This window comes from Clostridioides sp. ZZV14-6387, from assembly GCF_020657835.1.
In the GTDB taxonomy this organism is placed as follows: Bacteria; Bacillota; Clostridia; order Peptostreptococcales; family Peptostreptococcaceae; genus Clostridioides; species Clostridioides difficile_A.
In genome coordinates this window covers 1-19,280 of sequence record NZ_JAGWCW010000016.1, presented here as the reverse complement: position 1 = coordinate 19,280, position 19,280 = coordinate 1, and the positions used below count along the sequence as shown (strand labels likewise).

Sequence of the window (19,280 nt, the reverse complement as noted above, 5' to 3'; positions counted from 1 at the left end):
TTTATATTAGGTTAAATAATCAACCTTTAATTTATACTTAGCAAGAAACTTTAACCATTGAAGGTCTTATAACTTTAGTTCCTAGCTTATATCCTTTTTGAAGTACCATTACTATTTGATTTGCTTCAACTCCATCTACACTTTCTTGCATAACTGCTAGGTGTAAATTAGGGTCAAATTCCTTAGATTCTGCTTCTATTTCTTCTACTCCAAATTTTACTAGAGTGTCCATTAACTGTTTATGTACAAGGCTTATACCCTTATACATAGTATCTTCCTTATCTTCACATGCATCTAAGGCTCTTTCCATACTATCTATAACTGGTATCAACTCAGTTATTATCTTTTCATTTGCAAACACACCTATCGTCTCTTTTTCTTGTTGAGTTCTTCTTCTGTAGTTTGCATATTCGGCTTGAAGTCTTTGATATTTATCATTTGATTCATCTAATTCGTCTTGCAATTTTTTTTCTGCTAATTTAGAATTTATATCTGTTACATTTTCATCATCAACTTCTTTTTCATCACTTGTTTCACTTGATTCCTTACATTCTTCATTAACAATTTCCTCTTCTAACTCTACTTGAGTTTCAGATTCTTGGTTAATAGAAGTATCATTTTCTTCTTTTACTTCCTGTTGCTCATTTTTTTTATCCAAGACTTTACACCTCTCAATTTAAAATTTCTTTACTTTCTATTAATTAATAAACTCATATAATTTATTATAGAGTAAATTCTAGCATAATCCATTCTTGTAGGGCCTATAAAACTTATTCGCCCAACCAAGTCTCTATCTACATTATAAGTTGCTGTAACTATACTACAATCCTGTGCCAATTCACAATCATTATCACTACCAATTATTATATTTAGATTGTCTTTTTGTATTCCCTTTGATTTAATTATGTCAGCTATTGTCTCTTTTTTCTCCAACATATTTAAAAATGACTTTGCTTTTAATACATCATTAAATTCTGGATAGCTAAATATGTTAGTAGCTCCATTTAATGATAGAGAAAAATCTTCTTCTTTCATATTTGAATTCAAAGCATTTAAAAGCTCATCTATAAGCCCAGAATACTCACTTATTTCGTATTTAATAAAAGCAATTAGATTATCATCCAAATCTGTTATACTTTTACCTAAGAGCTTCCTTGTAAGATTATCAGAAATCAAGTTTAACTTAGATTGATCTAAATATACATTAGTTGTAAGGTTAGCTTTTTTTAAATCTCCTTTATCTGTTACAACTATAAGTAAAATATTATTGTCATTCATAGCAACCAATTGTATGTGCTTTATAACACTTTGATTTATTAAACTCTTAGTAACTGCTACAGTTGTATAGTTTGTTAGTTGAGATAATAGCTTTGAAGTTTCATGAATCAATTCTTTTATATGATTTATATTATGATTCATACATTGTTCAATAAGAATTTTATCATTATCATCCAATTCGCTTTTACTCATAAGAGAGTTTACATATAACTTATAGCCTTTTTCAGACGGAACTCTACCCGCAGAAGTATGAGGCTGAATCAAGTACCCTAATTCTTCAAGGTCAGCCATTTCATTTCTTATGGTAGCAGCACTAACACCTAAATCATGTCTTTTAGATATTGTTCTAGAACCTATAGCTTCAGCTGTTTCTATATAATCTTTAACTATAGCTTTGAGGATATTTAATTTTCTTTCATTTAATTCCATCTTATTATGCCTCCTAGCTGTTAGCACTCACCAAGTTCGAGTGCTAAAAAGATTATATATATTATATACCATTATAAATTTATTTTGTCAACACCTTAAAAATTATTCCATAAATTCTATAAAGATACTATTAGATATTTCTCTTCCTTTTTGAGTTAGTTGTATTCCCTCAAAGCTCTGATTTATAAGCTTTCTATCTAATAGCATTTCTATTTGCTTATTATATTTTTCTCTAAAATCTAGCCCAAAATTTTTTTTAAAATCTTCAAATTCTATACCTTTATTCATTCTAAGCCCCATAAATATCTTCTCTTCTATCATATCTTTTTCAGAAAGAATCTCATTTTCTTGTATTGGTTTCTCTCTTTTTGTTAAACTCAAATGATAGTCATCTAAAGATTCTAAATTATTATATCTATTCTTATTAATATAACCAGAAGCTCCTGCTCCTAGACCTATGTAATGTTCACATTCCCAATATAAGATATTATGTTCACAATTATAACCATCTTTTGAGTAATTTGATATTTCGTATTGATTATACCCTTTTGATTTTAGATAGTTTATTGTATACTCATACATTTCTATATCCATATTTTCATCTATGAGCTCAAACTTATTATTCTCATACATATTATATAACTCTGTTCCTTCTTCTAATATAAGAGAATAGGCTGATATATGTGTTGGATTTAGGTCTGAAACTTTTTGAAGGGTTTCCTTCCAATCACATAGCGTTTGATTTGGAAGACTGTACATTAAATCTATATTAATATTTTTAAAGCCTACACTTAATGCATCTTTATAGTTTTTCTCAAATTCTTCATAAGTATGTATTCTTCCTATAAAGTTCAAATGTTGTTCTTGAACAGCTTGTAAACCAATACTAAGTCTATTTATACCAATATCTTTCATAGTTTTTAATTTTTCTAGTGTCAGTGTACCAGGATTACACTCTATAGTTATTTCTGCATTCTTATCTATATTAAACATTGCTCTTACACTTGTAAATATTTCTCTTATTTCATCAGATGTCAATATACTAGGTGTACCTCCTCCTACAAATATACTCGTTATTGTATCGTCACTATTTAGATGGTAATCTTCTTTCTTCTTGTATTTGTTATCCTTATATAATTTATTACTGTACAATTCCATTTCAATTTTTAAATCTTCTATATATCTTTTTTTTGCATCTATGTCCATTTTGTAAGAGTTAAAATCACAATACTTACATTTTTTTACACAAAATGGAATATGTATATAAAGTCCCAACATTTTTTATTCCTCGTTTCTTTAATTATCTTAAAACATCAATTACTAAATTATAAATCAAACAAGATAGCACATCAAGTAACATATAAAATACTTATATTATGTAATATTATAAAAAATTTGGATAAAAGTTAATTTTTACTCTTATCCAAATTCATCTAACTTAAATTAAGTACTTATCTTTTCTTCATATAATAATAAACTGGCAAACCTAATAGTGTTATAAATATTCCACCTAAAGATATTACTGTTGAAGTCAACAATTGATTTATTATTACAAACATACCTCCCAGTATAGCTATGATTGGTATTATTGGATATAAAGGAACTCTATATGGTCTGTGTAAATCAGGTTTTTCTCTTCTAAGCCTCATAACTCCTATAAAAGTCAGTACATAAAATACCCATATTGAAAATATAGTTAAATCTGTAAGAAGATTAAATTGGCCAGATAAAGCATATACACAGGCTAATACAGTTATAAGTAATATTGAATTTACAGGAGAACCTCCAGAATTTACTTTTAAAAGAGCTTTAGATGCTGGTAAAGTTCCCATTTCAGCTAATGTATATGGTATTCTTGAACCTGTCAATAAGTACCCATTCAATGTACCAAATACTGATATTAATATACCAACAGTTATTACTTTTCCACCTAAGTTTCCAAATAATCTTGTTGCTACTAATGTAGCTGGGGAAGTAACTGTTGCTAATTCACTTGCTGGCACTACCCAAAGGTAAGCTATATTTATTATAATATAAACTGCCATAACTAACGATAAGCCACCAACTATTGCTCTTGGCAAATCTTTCTCTGGAGACTTCATTTCTCCTGATATAGCCCCAACATTTATCCATCCATCATATGCAAATAACGTTGCTATTAGGACTTGTCCAAGTGCGTTTGATACACTAACACCATCACCTACAAATGGACTTAACACTTCACTACTTTGACCTTTAATAAACCCAAAAATTATTATTAAAATTAAAGGTATCATTTTTCCAACAGTTGCTACTGTCTGAACTTTCCCTCCTAAGGATGAGCCTATTATATTTAGTACTGCTAAAAATAGTATAACTCCAATTGCTATAGGAAGTACATTAGCCATATTATTTGGACTCATGCCCAAAAGTTCAGATGCTTGTTGAGCAAAGATTACTCCTAGCGCCGCTGATGTTCCTGGGAAAAATAATACAGTTTGCATCCATCCAGTTAAAAAACCTAACTTTTCTCCATATATCTCTTCAATATAAATCATCATACCACCAGTTTTTGGTATAGCAGCTGAGATTTCTGTAGCTGTAAGACCTGCAGTTATTGTTATAAAGCCACCTAAAAGCCATGCTATAATACCTAGACCTGGAGCTCCATTAGTTGTAGTGTATATTGCTTGTGGCTTAAAAAAAACTCCCGAACCTATAACCATACCTACAACAGTAGAAAGAGCTGCTGAAAGACCAATAGTCTTTTGTAGTTGAGTACGCATACTGTCCCTCCTCACTGTTTTATAGTGCATAAAATATTAATTTTATAAATTATGGTTTTAGTATTCCCAAAGTTTTTTTTTATATTAATCTGCTAATTTTAGATTAAGTTTCTATACATTTAAAAAAGATACAATCTCAATGTTTAAAACAATCTCTAAAAATCATTTATTTTTCTAAAAAAGTACCATATTTTCAGCTTTTTAAATTAATTAAACTAAAATTTTTATACTCTATTCTAAAATGTATATATATTTAATACTTCTTCTTTCAGTATTTCTTTTTCATTTAGTTCTGGATTATTTATAACTATTTCAAGCATCTTATTTAATATATGTCCCATATCTTTACCTGGTTTTACACCTATAGATATCAAATCTCTTCCATTAATAGCTAAATCCTTAATATTGAAGCATTCATTTTGATTTATTATATGTCTAAATTCTTTTTCACACTCAATAAGGTTTAATATCTTTCTTTTTGCATATTTTGGATTTTTAGCAAGTGTATCTGCCCAATTAACCTTTATTAAATCTTCAAATAGTTCAACATCTTCAAGTTTATTTAATAACTTTTTAATTATTTTCCGTTTTGGCTCTATTCTATAATCATGATATTGTATTAATAACAAAACTTTATTAATAGTATAATTATCGTACTTGAGTCTCTTTAAAATCCTCTTTGCAATCTTCACAGATTCTCTACTATGATTATAAAAATGGTCAATTCCATTTTTATCAGTCGTTTTAGTTACTTTTTTTCCTAAATCGTGAAACAACATTGTAAGTTTTAAATATAATTCATCCTCAATTACTTCTGTGGCCATTAAAGTATGTTTTTGTACATCATAAATATGATATGGATTATGTTGTGTAACCTCTTCTAGTTCACATATTTCAGGGATTATAAATTTCAACAAACCTGTTGAATTTAATAATTCTAATTTAGATGAATCAGATACTAGTATTTTGTTTAATTCTGTTTGGATTCTTTCTATAGAAACATTTTTAATCAAGTCTGATTTTTTGTAGATACTTTGCTTAGTCCCCTCAGCTATTTTAAAACTTAGTTGTGCTGAAAACCTAACTGCTCTAAGCATTCTAAGTGCATCTTCTTCAAATCTATCTACTGGATTTCCAACACAACGTATATACTTATTTCGTATATCTTCATACCCATTAAATGGGTCAACCAATCCATTCTTTGCATTGTATGCAATTGCATTGATAGTAAAATCCCTTCTCGATAGGTCCTTAATTATGTTATTTGTAAATTCTATTGAATCTGGATGTCTACCATCACTATAATTTCCATCTATTCTGTAAGTTGTCACTTCAAATGGTTCATGCTCAATCATAACTGTTACAGTGCCATGTTGTATACCAGTTGGAATTGTTTTTTCAAATAACTCTACTACTTCTTCTGGTCTAGCACTAGTTGTTATGTCCCAGTCATTTGGAATCCTTTCTAACAAACAATCTCTGACACATCCTCCAACTACATATGCTTCATGACCATGTTTTTCTAATTCTTTAATTATACAATCTACTTTTTTAGGAATTTCTATATTAATCATAAGTATCACCTTTTTATTTTTCTTTAATATACTCTTGTTTATATTTTCTATGAGTTTACTTAAAATATACCACAAAAAAGCTAGATTAATTTAGAAATAATTCTAAAATCACTCTAGCTTTTAAATATCCTTATCTAAATTTATAAAAATTTACTCATCTAATTTAAGTACAGACATAAATGCTTTTTGAGGAACTTCAACAGAACCAATTTGTCTCATACGCTTCTTACCTTCTTTTTGTTTTTCAAGAAGTTTCTTCTTACGAGATATATCCCCACCATAACATTTAGCAAGTACATCTTTTCTTAACGCACTTATTGTCTCTCTTGCTATAACCTTATTACCAACAGCAGCTTGTATAGGTATAGCAAATTGATGTCTTGGAATTTCACCTTTTAGTTTCTCACACATTGCCTTTCCTCTAGGGAATGCTCGAGTTTCATGAACAATAAAACTAAGTGCGTCAACTTGCTCTTTATTAATTAATACGTCAAGTTTTACAAGTGTAGATGCCACATAACCTTTAACTTCATAATCAAGAGAACCATAACCTCTAGTTCTTGATTTCAAAGCATCAAAGAAATCGTAAACAACCTCATTAAGAGGAAGGTCATAGTGAAGCATTACTCTTCTCTCATCTATATATTCCATATTTAACATGTTTCCACGTCTCTCTTGACAAAGTTCCATAACTACACCTACATAGTCTTTAGGAACTATTATATCTCCTTTTACTATAGGTTCTTCTATCATCTTTATCTCAGATGGCTCTGGCAGGTTTGCAGGATTTTGTATCATTACAACTTCTCCATCAATTTTTGTAACTCTGTATATAACTGATGGTGCTGTCGTAATTATATCAAGATTAAATTCTCTCTCAAGTCTTTCTTGCATTATCTCCATATGTAAAAGACCTAAGAAACCACATCTAAAACCAAATCCTAATGCTGCTGAAGTCTCAGCTTCATACTCAAGTGCAGCATCATTTACTTGAAGCTTTTCAAGAGCATCTCTTACATTTTCATATTTTTCTCCTTCTCCTGGATATATACCACAGTATACCATTGGAGTAGCTTTTTTATATCCTGGTAAAGGTTCATCTGTAGGATTGTTTGAATCTGTTATTGTATCTCCCACACGACAACTTCTTATATCTTTTATACTGGCTGCAATATAACCAACATCACCTGCTGATAATTCACTAAGCTCAGTTTGACCTGGAGCCATAACACCAACTTCAGTTACTTCAAACTTTTTATTAGTGTTCATCATTTTTATTGTCATGCCTTTTTTTGCAGTTCCTTCAAATACCCTAACATAAGCTACAACACCTTTATAAGCATCATAGTAAGAATCGAATATCAATGCCTTTAATGGTGCTTCATTATCTCCTTTAGGTGGCGGAACATTTTTTACAATATCTTCTAAGACATCTTCTATGTTTAAACCAGTCTTAGCAGAAATAAGAGGTGCTTCACTTGAGTCAAGTCCTATTAAATCTTCTATTTCATGTTTTACTTCCTCTGGTCTTGCACTTGGTAAATCTATTTTATTTATTATTGGTAATATTTCTAAATCTTGGTCTATAGCAAGATAAACATTAGCTAAGGTTTGTGCCTCAACACCTTGAGCTGCATCAACTACCAGTAATGCCCCTTCGCATGCAGCCAAACTTCTTGATACCTCATAGTTAAAGTCTACATGTCCAGGAGTATCTATAAGATTTAAATAATATTCATTTCCATCCTTCGCTTTATACATTAATCTTATGTTTTGAAGCTTTATAGTAATTCCTCTTTCTCTTTCAAGGTCCATATTGTCAAGCAATTGACTTTTCATGTCCCTTTCACTAACAAGCCCCGTTTGTTGTATTAATCTATCAGCTAAGGTAGACTTTCCATGGTCTATATGTGCAATTATACTAAAATTTCTAGTTCTACTTTGTTTATTGTCCACCTTAAAATTCCCTCCTCTTAATTATTCTTATAGTTATTATTTTACATTATATAAAAACTCTTTATATATAATGTAAAATTTTTGAATATAAACTAATTGGCATTAAACAAAATTATCCACATTATATGTGGATTATCAAGTCTAACACTAAATATTATATAATATCATAAACTTAAAGTAAATCCTATAAGACACAGTTAATGTATTTTTATTTTCTACACTAGGAACATATAACTAAAATAAGGCTTATTTTAATCAATAAACCTTATTCACTTATTACTACTTATTAAATTTTTTGAGGATTCCATCTATATCAAAGCTCGTTATATCAAAATTCAAATTTGTTATATCAAAATTAATACTTGGAAAATCATATTGTTTCATTCCTAACATGCTTTTTGCATTACTATCTACTATAAAGACACAAACTGATGTCCCTATAATCATAGTAATCAAAAACACAATTCTCATAATATACTTATATTTTCTTAATTTACTTTTACTTTCTATATTTTTTTCTAATCGGCTCATTTAACATGCTCCTAATTATACCTGACAATCTAATTTTTTTGTTTAAAATATTCATCTAAAATCTCAGCTAGATACTTTGTAGTAGCTTTCGATTCTTCTATACTTGTTGCATTATTTCCTATTTCTACTAGCATATGATTCTTAACTGCAAATTGATTAAATCTAGCATAGTCTTTTTCTACTATTGGAGACACCAAACCAGGGTATTTCTTTTCAGCAAAAGCAGTTATATCATCTGCTAAAGCTCTAAGTTGTGCTCTATTTGTATTTTTACCTCCTACAACAAAGAAAAACTTTGCTACTCTCTCTCCATTTATCATAGTTGTATATTTTAAATGGTCTTTTTCTTTAGTGGCTGGATTAGTTAAATCCCTAGCATCTCTATGTAAATCTATTGCTATGTCCACTGAATTATATTTAGGGAGTATACTTTTTATTGTTTTTAAGCTACTTGCATAAGAATTATTATAAGATGGATAGTCATGGTACTTAGTTGTATGCACTACACCCCATCCCTTACTATCTAAAGCACTAGTCAATGCACTTCCTACTTCCATTACTGAATTTTTCTTATCTCTTGAATGATAATTTCCATCAGGTGAATTTGAATAAGTTTCACATCCATGAGTATGATATATTAAAATCCTTGGATTTTCTTTAGTTACTCTTAAATCATCCTTGTATTCTGAACTAGATGTAGTGTTAGTTTCAGTTGTATCAGAATTTTTTGATTCAATATCTGGTACATTCTCTTTACCAACATAAAGTTTTATATATTCTTTTTCACTTTCTTTTTTATTATCAACTTTACTTACATCTTCAGATTTTTCATTTTCGTTTTTGCTTTCTTTATTTACTTCTTTATTTTTATTATTCTTTTTATCTTCTGTATTATTTCCTTCGACTTTAGCTTCTGGATAAGATGAATTTACTAGAAACTTTAAAAAATCATCTTGATTCAAAGCCAATGATTTTCCTGGTAAAATGCATGCTAATATAAAAGTCAAGGTTACTACTTTAATGCATTTTTTAAACATAATTGTTCCTCCTTATTTTATACCAATCTACCTGGATGTAAAGACCTATTTAGGCCTTCGCTTATTATTATAGATAGATTTTCGATTGTATCATCTATATCCTTTGGTGTTACTATTAAATTTTTGTCATATGGGTCTAATGAATCTTTTATTAGATGATATTTTTCTTCTTCTTTAAGTTTTTTTAACATTTCATAAAAGCTTTCTGTTTCTTCTGATTGAGCTATTAAATTGTCTATTGCCATATCTAAAACATCTATAGTAAGAGTTGCTGCATCAACCACAGTTGGTACACCTATTGCAATAACTTCTACTCCTAAAGTTTCCTTAGTTAGAGATTTTCTAGTATTTCCAACACCTCCACCAGGTGATATTCCTGCTGTTGATATTTGTATAGTAGAATTTACTCTTTCCATTTTTCTTGAAGCCAATGCATCTATTGCTACTACTCTATCTGGCTTAACCTTCTCAACCAATGACTTTACTACTTCACTAGTCTCTATTCCAGTAACACCCATAACTCCTGGGCTTAAAGCTGATACCTCAGTGAAATCATCATCATAGTCTTTATTATAATTTTTAAAAAGATGTCTAGTGACAAGTGTTTTTGATACACTCTTTGGTCCTAACGCATCAGAAGTAATATTTCTATTTCCAAGACCAATTACCAAGGTTTTTTTATTTTTGTCTTGTCCAAATATATCTACTAACTCTTCTTTTAAATAATTTATCATTTCTTCTCTTGACTCATCATCATCAAACTTCATAAGATTACTTTCCAGAGTTATATACTTTCCTATATCTTTATTCATTATCTCTGCGCCTTGCCTGTCTATTACTTCAACTTTTGTTACAATACAATTTTCTAATTCTTTCGTTTCTATTTTTACACCAGGAATACTACTTCCTTCTTGAGACTTTTCACACATTTCACTAGCTTCTAAAGCTAAATCTGTTCTTACGCTAATCATATAAACCTCCAGTATAAATTAAATGCTAATTATAATTGTTAACAAAATTTAGTATTTTATAACAAAAAACTATAAATTTATTTAAAACAAGTAAAATTAAGGCTTTCAATGTAAGAAAATTGAGATTGGTCAGTAATTTGTCAGTAAACATTCTTATCTATCATTTATTTACAAATGTAAAAAGGTAGCAACTATTTATATAGGCGCTACCTTTTCATCTATTTATCATTTTCCTATTAAGTTTTCATTCGTTATATAGATTACCCTATAACCACCTTACTCCTTTATTCTTGTTGAAAAAATGGTTCAGCAATTTCCAACCATTCATTTGGAAGATAAAGAGATAAATATCCATGATTATAATCCTTAGCTTCATAAATTTGGCAAGTACTAACAAAAGACTTAAACATCTTTGCAGAGTTTTTAACACATTTCATTTCTTTTTCTCCATACCAGTACATTACTTCTGCTTTGGTGGTTTTTATACTCTCTTTAAGCGTATATTTCATCATATAAGTACGATATATATTGTAAAATGTTTCTTTTCTGACATGTGGCATATCTTGCATATAATATTTTTTAATTTTCTCTGGATACTGCATATTTTTAGGTAACAATTTTGGCATCATAGCAATTTGAAAACGACAAGCTTTCTCACTGAATAAAAGTCCTCCAAAAAATCGAATACCAGCAATACAAAATCGTGCCATAGTAGGTCTTGGGTAGCAGATACTTCCATCAATAATTGCTTTTTTAGCAATATCAGGTTTTCTAGATAAAAGCTCCATTACAATTTGACCACCCAGTGATACCCCACACAGAGCAAAAAGGTGTCCATCACACTTTTCATCTATATATACCATCAACTTGTCTGCTGTATCCTCAGTGGAAATGTATGTTGTTTCATATTCTTCTCCATGACCATCCAATGTAGGAAGTATCACATAATAATTTTTGGACAAAATTTCTGCTTGTTGTAAATAGTTCCACCAAGCATTCCCTCCTCCATGAATCAACATAATATGTGGTTTGTTTTCATTTCCAAATTCATGAAATTTCATACGTAACCTCCTTCTATAAAGATGAGATGTATACTATTTTGTCTTATCATTATCAACTGGTGGAGAAGATATAATTGAAAGTTTTCTAAGTTTTAGATTTGACTTAGGCTTCTGCTCTACATATGGCTTCAATAAATCAGCCATACTTTTAAGAAGATTTTCATATTCGTCATCACTCATATATAGTAATGCTGAAGTAAAAAATACATTATCTTTTTTATGTTCTTGCTCTTTTCTACTAAAATACTCATTCATTTCCTGCATCAATCCTACATGAAATGCTGTTGAAAGTGCAACAAATGTTTCTCCTTCCATATCTGCTGTATATTCTTTTAGTGCATAAACTTTTTCAATAGTGCCACGCACACGATTTTCTTTTACCACTTCAATCATGTTGTTCTCTTCTAAAATTTTTACATGATGATAAACTGTTGCACGAGGTATATCATTTAGATACTTTACAATGTCAGATGTTCGAACACTACCATGAAGTCTAATATACTGTAAAATACGAAGTCTAACAGGATTTAAAATCAATTTTGCTATGTCCATCTTATCATCCCTTTCTTTAGTCTATAAAAATATTATAGTCTAATTTTTTAGATTATTCAAGTATATGATATAAATAGTAATTATAACTTAAATTGTATTTTTATCAATCCATTTTATAGATATAAAAATATCAAATAATCTATTTATATAGGAGTATAGAAAAGAGTTGTCACACTAAAAAAAGTAATTTTTAGTGCAACAACCCTTTGTGGATTTAAATAATTTATTTTACTATTCTTTTTGAGTTTTAAGAGCTTCACTTAGAGATATTTTATCAATTTTTCTAGCACACATAAATTTGGATACTTCAAATGTAAGAATTATTATAACAAAACCAATTATCACATAGGATAAATTGAGTCTTGCTTCTAAAGCTATATCTAATGATTCAAATATCTTAAATATTACTTTTATTATAGAGTAACCTATAGGAACTCCTATAATATATCCAAGGACTACATATATTCTTGAGCCATTAAGCATCATTGAGTTTATTTCTTTCTTTTTATATCCAAACACCTTCATAAGGGCTATATGATTTTTATTTTCATCTATACTTATAGATGCAACTACATATATGATAATTACACCTATAATAAATGCTACAAATGCTATTCCATATATAAAAGCTGACATTAATTGCATATAGTCTTCTAACATATTAGTTATATTGTTTGGTGTATTTGTCATATATACCATATCTTTGTTAATTTCAATTGGCGTTTTTGACATAATCGCATTATATGAACCTTTTTCCAACCCCATCATCTGATTAAAGCTATTTAATGAAGTAAATACATAATCTCCCGAATTGGTCTGAGCGATATCAGTGATTTTTATAGAATACTCCTTATCATCAACTATATTAATAAAAGATAACTTATCACCAATACTAAGGTTATATTTTTTTGCCATTATAGATGTAATAATAAACTTGTTATCATCTATACTTATTTCATTTCCCTTTTTATCCTTTAAACTAATCATCTGTGAATTTTTATTTCCACCTATTAACTCAAAGTCATTATTCATTTCACTATCAAGTACGAACTTAACTCCTGATACTCCTTCTCCACCTATAGGTGGTTTATCTGTACTTAATTGCTTTAATATATACTCATACTTATAACTAATTACATCATTTCTTTCTTGATTTATCATATAATCCATAGAACATTTAGCAATAAACCCATACATTAAAAATACTGTAGCTATAGAAACTCCAATTACCAAAAATGCTAAACGAGATATTGACCGTAATTGTTCTCTTATAGCAAATTTATTTTTAAATTTTAAATTATTTAAAGTCAACTTTCTTTCAATTATATTTACCTTTTGTCTCTTATTTTCATTTTTCATTAGCAACACTGGTGACAATTTTAATACTTTATTAATTGATAAATAACTTCCAATAATTGAAAACACCATACATAAAACTATACCCAGTATAAAATAAATAGGACTATATGATATTTTTTCTATTGGTATTGGGAAAAACGTAAGGAATAAATCAAATAGATACTTCTGTACTATAATACCAATTATCCCACCAATTACTCCTGAGATGCTTGAAAGTATTATAGGATAGTTCATGTAATGAATCATTATTTCTTTTTTTCTATAACCTAAGGCATATAAAGTACCTATGTTTGCCATCTCATTTTTCATCATTCTACCTAAAACAATACTTATTAATACAACTGTTATTAGTAATATGACTGTAGGTAAAATAACTGAATAAACACTTATTGCTGTTACTTCGATATCTAACATTGATATTTTCATATTATTCTTAGCATAAGTCCAATCAATTATATTTACTTCATTAGTGTTCAGGTAGTTTTTAAGATTTTTTGACTGTGTATATATCTCTCTATTTTTATTATATTTTACTGAATATAAATAATCTCCACTTACCATATCTTCTTTATTTAAAATACCTATACCAAAATTCTTTGGATTATTAATCACATCTCCATCTTTTTCAAGTATATAAGCATAATTTGGTATACCAATATATCCTGATATTCTATAAGAAGAATTTCCAATATGATATTCATCCCCAATATTTAATTTATTAGATTTAGCAAATTGAGGGTCTAGTGCTATTTCTCCAACTCTTGGCATAGCACCTTCTAATACTGCTGTAATATTCACTTTTTTATTTGGTGTAAATAATCTTAATGTTTTATCACCATATTTATATTCTTTTACAAGCGTCTCTTGAAACTTTAAATCAAACTTATCTTCTATTTCTCTTATATTATCAATTTTGTTACTAGTATAAAATTCCAAATCTTCTTGAACATTATTTTTTACATACATGTCCTTATTATACTTTAAGTTTTGAGCTGTAATAGTTAAAGCAACAAACAGAAATACTGATAATATCAACATATATAACATACCTATGTATTGCCCTCTATTTTCTTTCATTACACGTAATATACTTTTATTTAGCTTCATTACCACTCCACTCCCTTTGCATCAATAGGGTCATTATTAATAATATAGTCTTTAACTTCTCCACTTCTAAATTTGTATATTCTGTTTGCCATTTCACCTATTGCTGCATTGTGTGTAATTATTAAAATTGTAGTATTAAACTTTCTATTTATTTCTTGTACAAGAGAAAGTACATCAATAGCAGACTCATAATCTAGGGCTCCTGTCAATTCGTCACAAAGTAATATTGCTGGATTTTTTATTATAGCTCTTGCTACTGCTACACGTTGTTGTTGTCCACCAGATAATTCTCTTGGAAATCTATTTTTCTTATCTATTAATCCTACTGATTCTAATACTTCATTAATATCAAGTGGTGATTTACTAATATTTTGTATTATTTCTATATTTTCTAGTACCGTTAAATGTGGAATAAGATTGTATGACTGAAATATAAAACCTGTCTTTTCTCGTCTGTATTCAACTAATTCATCATCTGATAATTTAACAATATCAATACCATCTACAATCACTTCACCGCTATCAGCACTGTCTAATCCTCCAAGAATATTCATCAAGGTAGATTTACCACTTCCTGAAGGTCCTAATATTACACCTATCTCCCCTTTATTTAACGAAATATTCGCATTTTTTAATGCTATGGTTTCTATATCCTCACTCTTATATGATTTACATAAGTTATTGATTTCAATAAACATTATTTTACTCCTTATAGTATAATTTTTTATAAAAATTTATATAATCTTCAACTTCATCAAATAAACTTTTCAAATCTTTTTCATAATTCTCATATGATAGTTTTTCTATCCATTTCATTGATAGTCCATCAAATGTAAGTTCAATCGCTTTTATTGCCATATCAATATCTATATCATCTCTAAATTTTGTCTTATCATAATCCCCCATAAAACTTAATACTAATTGATTTTTGTTCATAGATATATCATTTAACCATTTTTTTGCTATTTTTGAATCATCTAAGTATAAGGTTTTAAAGAATTTAAAAACATATGGATTTTTCTTAAGTATTTTAAACTTAGTATGCACTGCATGTCTGTACAGTTCAAAAAAATCAGTTTCATTAATTTCTTTTTGATTCAATATCTCGTCTTTGATGATATTTATTTGATAATTACAAAGGTATATGTATAGACTTTCTTTATTTTTAAAATATTGAAATATAGAGCCTTTTGATATACCTGCTTTTGATACTATATTATCTATCGTTGCACTTTTATATCCTTTGCTTGCAAATTCTTCTATTGCAGAATTTACTATTCGTCGTTTTTTTTCCTTGTTGAGATTTTCAAACGTCTTATTCAATTAGATACCTCCTTACCCAATAATATGACTATATTAGTCATATTATAATTATATTGTTTATGACTGAATTAGTCAATAATATGGATACACTTGATATTATTGAAAAATAGAAAATACTAGTGACAACGAAATTTCCACAGTTAATAATTCTTTTTATATTTTAATAATATAAATCTTTCTTATATATTATTTCTCTCCTTAAATAATGGACTATAAAATAAAAAATCATCTTAATCAATGGAAAATTTATCATAATAGACCATATAACTTTATATTTTTATAAATTTTTTTACTAAATCTATAAAAATGAGCAATTTCTTGTATTATCTTATAATAATTGGAAATACTATCAAAATGTATGTTAATAGTTTGTGTTATCTCAAAATATTTGTTGCAAAAATGAAGTATTAATTTATATACATTAAAATATTTAAAACACAACATAACCCAACCTAAAAACAAGATATTGCAAATTATTTATACACAATCTACAATCTAAAAAATCAAAATAAAAAACATTATTAAAATATATAAATAATAATCCTTGATTTTTAGATTTATTTCTGTTAAAATCTAATATGTTGACGATGAATATGATAAAAAAATACAGGGAGGTGAACACGGTGGCAAATATAAAATCAGCTAAGAAAAGAATAGGTGTTATCGAAAAGAAAACTGCTTTAAATAGAGTTAGAAAATCTCAAATAAAAACTGCAATAAGAAGATTCGAAGATGCTGTTGCAGCTGGAAACAGAGAAGATGCTGTTGCTAAGTTCCAATACGCTCAAAAAAGAATATACCAAGTAGCTTCTAAAGGAACTATACATAAGAATGCTGCAGCTAGAAAAGTAGCTAAATTAGCTCAAAAATTAAACGGTATGAACGCTTAATTACCAGTTTATATTTCTTATATATAATAACCCCTATGTAGGGGTTTTTTATTTTGTAAATTTATACAATAAAAAATAAAAAAATAAATAGTTAGAATAACTCTACTATTTATTTTCTATATATTATTAATTTATATAATTTGTCTTTTACAGTATCTACTGACCAACATTTCTATTGCTAAAGTATCCCTTATAAGACCTGTTTTTATTTTATAATCACTTTCTAATATATAATTTAAGATTTCTACAATTATATCATCAGAAAAATTCTTAGTTTGCTTTAATGCTTTTCCTACAACAAATTGATGCATTTTCAGTTTGTCAGATATGAGTTTTGTTGAATATCCATCAAGTTGTAACTGTCTTACTTGCATCACTATTTTAAATTGTCTTGCTATCATAGAAAATATCCCTAAAACAGACTCGCCTTCTTGTATCATATCATTCAATATTTTCATTGCATTAGAAGCATTTTGTTCTCCAATATAATCAATTAATTTAAATATATCATTCTCAACTTTTTTTTGAGATAATTTATCAATTACTTCGTTAGTTACATTATTACCCTTACCAACAAATGAACTTATTTTATTTATCTCGTTTTCCAAATCAGATAAAGTCTTTTCACTACTCTTGTCTCTGTATCCTTCTTGCTCGATGAAATACATTATTTGAGAATTTTCTATTATAACTTCATTTAGAGCAAAAGATTTTTTTATCCACTTAAATAAATCCATATCAGAAAGTTTATCACAATCAAAAACAATTCCATTACTTCCAATTTTCTTAACTAAAGATTTTCTTTTGTCAACATCTCCATACACAACAAAAACTATAGTGGTAGTATCTGGAGTATTGTCTAAATGCTCTATTAAGTATTTCTCATCACTATCAGTAAAATTCTTTTTCTTTCCTTTTAGTAATTCAAAATCTTTTATTATTACTATTTTTCTATCATCCATAAATGGAAGTGTTTCTATAGAGCTTATAAGCTGATTTAAGACTATTTCCTTTCCATCTATTATATCTAAATTAAAATCAAGCATTCCCTCGTTTAAACTCTCTTTAAATGCCTTTATTGCATTTTCGATTAAATAATACTCTCTTCCATAAAAAAGATACATTTTTTCAAAATTATTCTCTTTTACATTCCTTATAATATCCTTGTAATCCATTTTCTTGCTCCTTTATCTCTTTTCCTTCTATGTAAAATATGTAAAAAAACACTCCTATGTAATAAATCACTACAATATAAAATTTAGGATTTTCTATATTAATATATGCAAAATTTAAGTTGCTGAGCTTATCTAGTAAAAAAAATATGCTTTCTATCAACGAACTATTGAAAAAGGATATAATTTTAGCTATAACTACACTTACTTTAAATACTATTAAGCTTGCAATACTCAAATACATTATTACACCTACAAATGGTACTATAATCAAATTTCCTATAATTGAAAGTAATGGTATGCCCTTAAATGTATAATAAATTATAGGTAGAGTTAATATATTTGATGATATTGTCAATGATACCATACTTAATTTTACAATACTATTTATTCTATTATAAAATATTAATATAGAAAGTGTAGCTAAAAAAGACAATTGAAAGCTTACATTATATATAACATAGGGGTTATTCATAATTAAAACTATCCCTATTAGAGACAATGTTGATATACCATCCTTTTTTCTATCAATAAATATTGACAAATAGAACACTACAACAAATGTTATAGACCTAATTATGGATGGAGACGCACCTACCATTATACAATATAAAGTTATAAAAATCGACAATATTAATAATTTATACAATTTATTTATACCTCTTAATAAAAAAGATATAATTACACAAAGTATACCTGTATGAAGGCCAGATATAGATATTACATGACTAGTTCCTGTTCTAGTGAACATTTCTTTTTGTTCATCAGTCAGATTTTCAACTTCAGCTAATAATATAGAATTTATGAAATCAGAATTTTTCTTATATAAATATCTGTAAGTCTTACTTACATAAAGCTTTATTTTTCCAACTAAAGAATATATTTTATTTTTACCAATAACTTTATAGTTATTTATATATATTATACCTCTATATCCAGTGCTTTTTATATATCTTCCATAATCAAAATCATCATACTTCATCTTGTCTAAACTCTTAAATTTTCCTGTAATACTAACTTTTTGTCCAATTTTCAAATTTTTATTTCTTGAATAATCATTTATTAAAAAAACACCTACCTTATATTGATTGTATTTTTTCTTTTCACTTTTACCTTTAACAGCTCCCTGTATAGTTATTATCTTATCATTAAGTTCTTCATCTTTCTTTTTGCTATTTGTGGTCATAAATGCTATAACTATTACAAATATTAATATAATTAATAAAGGTCTTCTTATTTGAATTATAATCACTCCTATATAAAAACATATTATCT

At 27.7% G+C, this 19,280-nt stretch carries 17 protein-coding genes; 1 reads left to right on the top strand and 16 read right to left on the bottom strand.

Annotated elements, in window-relative coordinates; translation table 11 throughout:
- Positions 1–37 precede the first annotated feature (37 nt).
- The 14 genes from grpE to KGF38_RS11320 all read right to left on the bottom strand — a co-directional run bounded on the left by grpE (position 38) and on the right by KGF38_RS11320 (position 15,943).
- Positions 38–658: a nucleotide exchange factor GrpE gene (gene grpE / locus KGF38_RS11385; protein WP_054277192.1), complete on the bottom strand. Its 621-nt coding sequence runs from the start codon at positions 656–658 to the stop codon at positions 38–40.
- A gap of 29 nt (positions 659–687) precedes the next feature.
- On the bottom strand, positions 688–1,707 hold the full coding sequence (hrcA, locus tag KGF38_RS11380; protein ID WP_004454754.1) for a heat-inducible transcriptional repressor HrcA: 1,020 nt from the start codon (positions 1,705–1,707) through the stop codon (positions 688–690).
- Between the two features lie 102 nt (positions 1,708–1,809).
- A complete protein-coding gene (gene hemW / locus KGF38_RS11375; protein ID WP_074178432.1) occupies positions 1,810–2,985 on the bottom strand; it encodes a radical SAM family heme chaperone HemW in 1,176 nt (391 codons plus the stop codon).
- 173 nt (positions 2,986–3,158) lie between these two features.
- Positions 3,159–4,472, bottom strand: coding sequence for an APC family permease (locus KGF38_RS11370; RefSeq protein WP_054271067.1), 1,314 nt, complete (start codon positions 4,470–4,472; stop codon positions 3,159–3,161).
- A gap of 236 nt (positions 4,473–4,708) precedes the next feature.
- On the bottom strand, positions 4,709–6,046 hold the full coding sequence (locus KGF38_RS11365; RefSeq protein WP_176702453.1) for a CCA tRNA nucleotidyltransferase: 1,338 nt from the start codon (positions 6,044–6,046) through the stop codon (positions 4,709–4,711).
- Positions 6,047–6,196: 150 nt separating this feature from the next.
- On the bottom strand, positions 6,197–8,002 hold the full coding sequence (gene lepA, locus KGF38_RS11360) for a translation elongation factor 4 (RefSeq protein ID WP_054271068.1): 1,806 nt from the start codon (positions 8,000–8,002) through the stop codon (positions 6,197–6,199).
- Between the two features lie 279 nt (positions 8,003–8,281).
- A complete protein-coding gene (locus tag KGF38_RS11355) occupies positions 8,282–8,533 on the bottom strand; it encodes a hypothetical protein (RefSeq protein ID WP_074178434.1) in 252 nt (83 codons plus the stop codon).
- A gap of 29 nt (positions 8,534–8,562) precedes the next feature.
- Positions 8,563–9,570, bottom strand: a complete 1,008-nt coding sequence (gene spoIIP, locus KGF38_RS11350) for a stage II sporulation protein P (RefSeq protein ID WP_054271076.1) — start codon at positions 9,568–9,570, stop codon at positions 8,563–8,565.
- A gap of 17 nt (positions 9,571–9,587) precedes the next feature.
- Positions 9,588–10,541: a GPR endopeptidase gene (gene gpr, locus KGF38_RS11345; RefSeq protein WP_054271077.1), complete on the bottom strand. Its 954-nt coding sequence runs from the start codon at positions 10,539–10,541 to the stop codon at positions 9,588–9,590.
- 284 nt (positions 10,542–10,825) lie between these two features.
- Entirely contained in the window at positions 10,826–11,602 is a 777-nt protein-coding gene (locus KGF38_RS11340) for an alpha/beta hydrolase (protein WP_074178435.1), read from the bottom strand.
- Positions 11,603–11,635: 33 nt separating this feature from the next.
- On the bottom strand, positions 11,636–12,154 hold the full coding sequence (locus tag KGF38_RS11335; protein WP_054277197.1) for a helix-turn-helix domain-containing protein: 519 nt from the start codon (positions 12,152–12,154) through the stop codon (positions 11,636–11,638).
- Between the two features lie 231 nt (positions 12,155–12,385).
- Complete coding sequence (locus KGF38_RS11330) at positions 12,386–14,620, bottom strand: ABC transporter permease (RefSeq protein WP_074178436.1); 2,235 nt, start codon at positions 14,618–14,620, stop codon at positions 12,386–12,388.
- Positions 14,620–15,318, bottom strand: coding sequence for an ABC transporter ATP-binding protein (locus KGF38_RS11325; protein ID WP_054271081.1), 699 nt, complete (start codon positions 15,316–15,318; stop codon positions 14,620–14,622). The genes KGF38_RS11330 and KGF38_RS11325 overlap by 1 nt, the downstream gene beginning before the upstream one ends.
- Before the next feature lie 4 nt (positions 15,319–15,322).
- Positions 15,323–15,943: a TetR/AcrR family transcriptional regulator gene (locus KGF38_RS11320; RefSeq protein WP_054271082.1), complete on the bottom strand. Its 621-nt coding sequence runs from the start codon at positions 15,941–15,943 to the stop codon at positions 15,323–15,325.
- A gap of 623 nt (positions 15,944–16,566) precedes the next feature.
- On the opposite strand from KGF38_RS11320, the gene rpsT reads away from it, so the two are divergent.
- A complete protein-coding gene (gene rpsT, locus KGF38_RS11315; protein WP_021385419.1) occupies positions 16,567–16,833 on the top strand; it encodes a 30S ribosomal protein S20 in 267 nt (88 codons plus the stop codon).
- A gap of 131 nt (positions 16,834–16,964) precedes the next feature.
- On the opposite strand, the gene holA is transcribed toward rpsT, so the two are convergent.
- A complete protein-coding gene (gene holA, locus KGF38_RS11310) occupies positions 16,965–18,008 on the bottom strand; it encodes a DNA polymerase III subunit delta (protein ID WP_054271083.1) in 1,044 nt (347 codons plus the stop codon).
- Positions 17,968–19,263, bottom strand: a complete 1,296-nt coding sequence (locus KGF38_RS11305; protein WP_236733283.1) for a ComEC/Rec2 family competence protein — start codon at positions 19,261–19,263, stop codon at positions 17,968–17,970. Before KGF38_RS11305 ends, holA begins: the two co-directional genes overlap by 41 nt.
- Between the last annotated feature and the right edge of the window lie 17 nt (positions 19,264–19,280).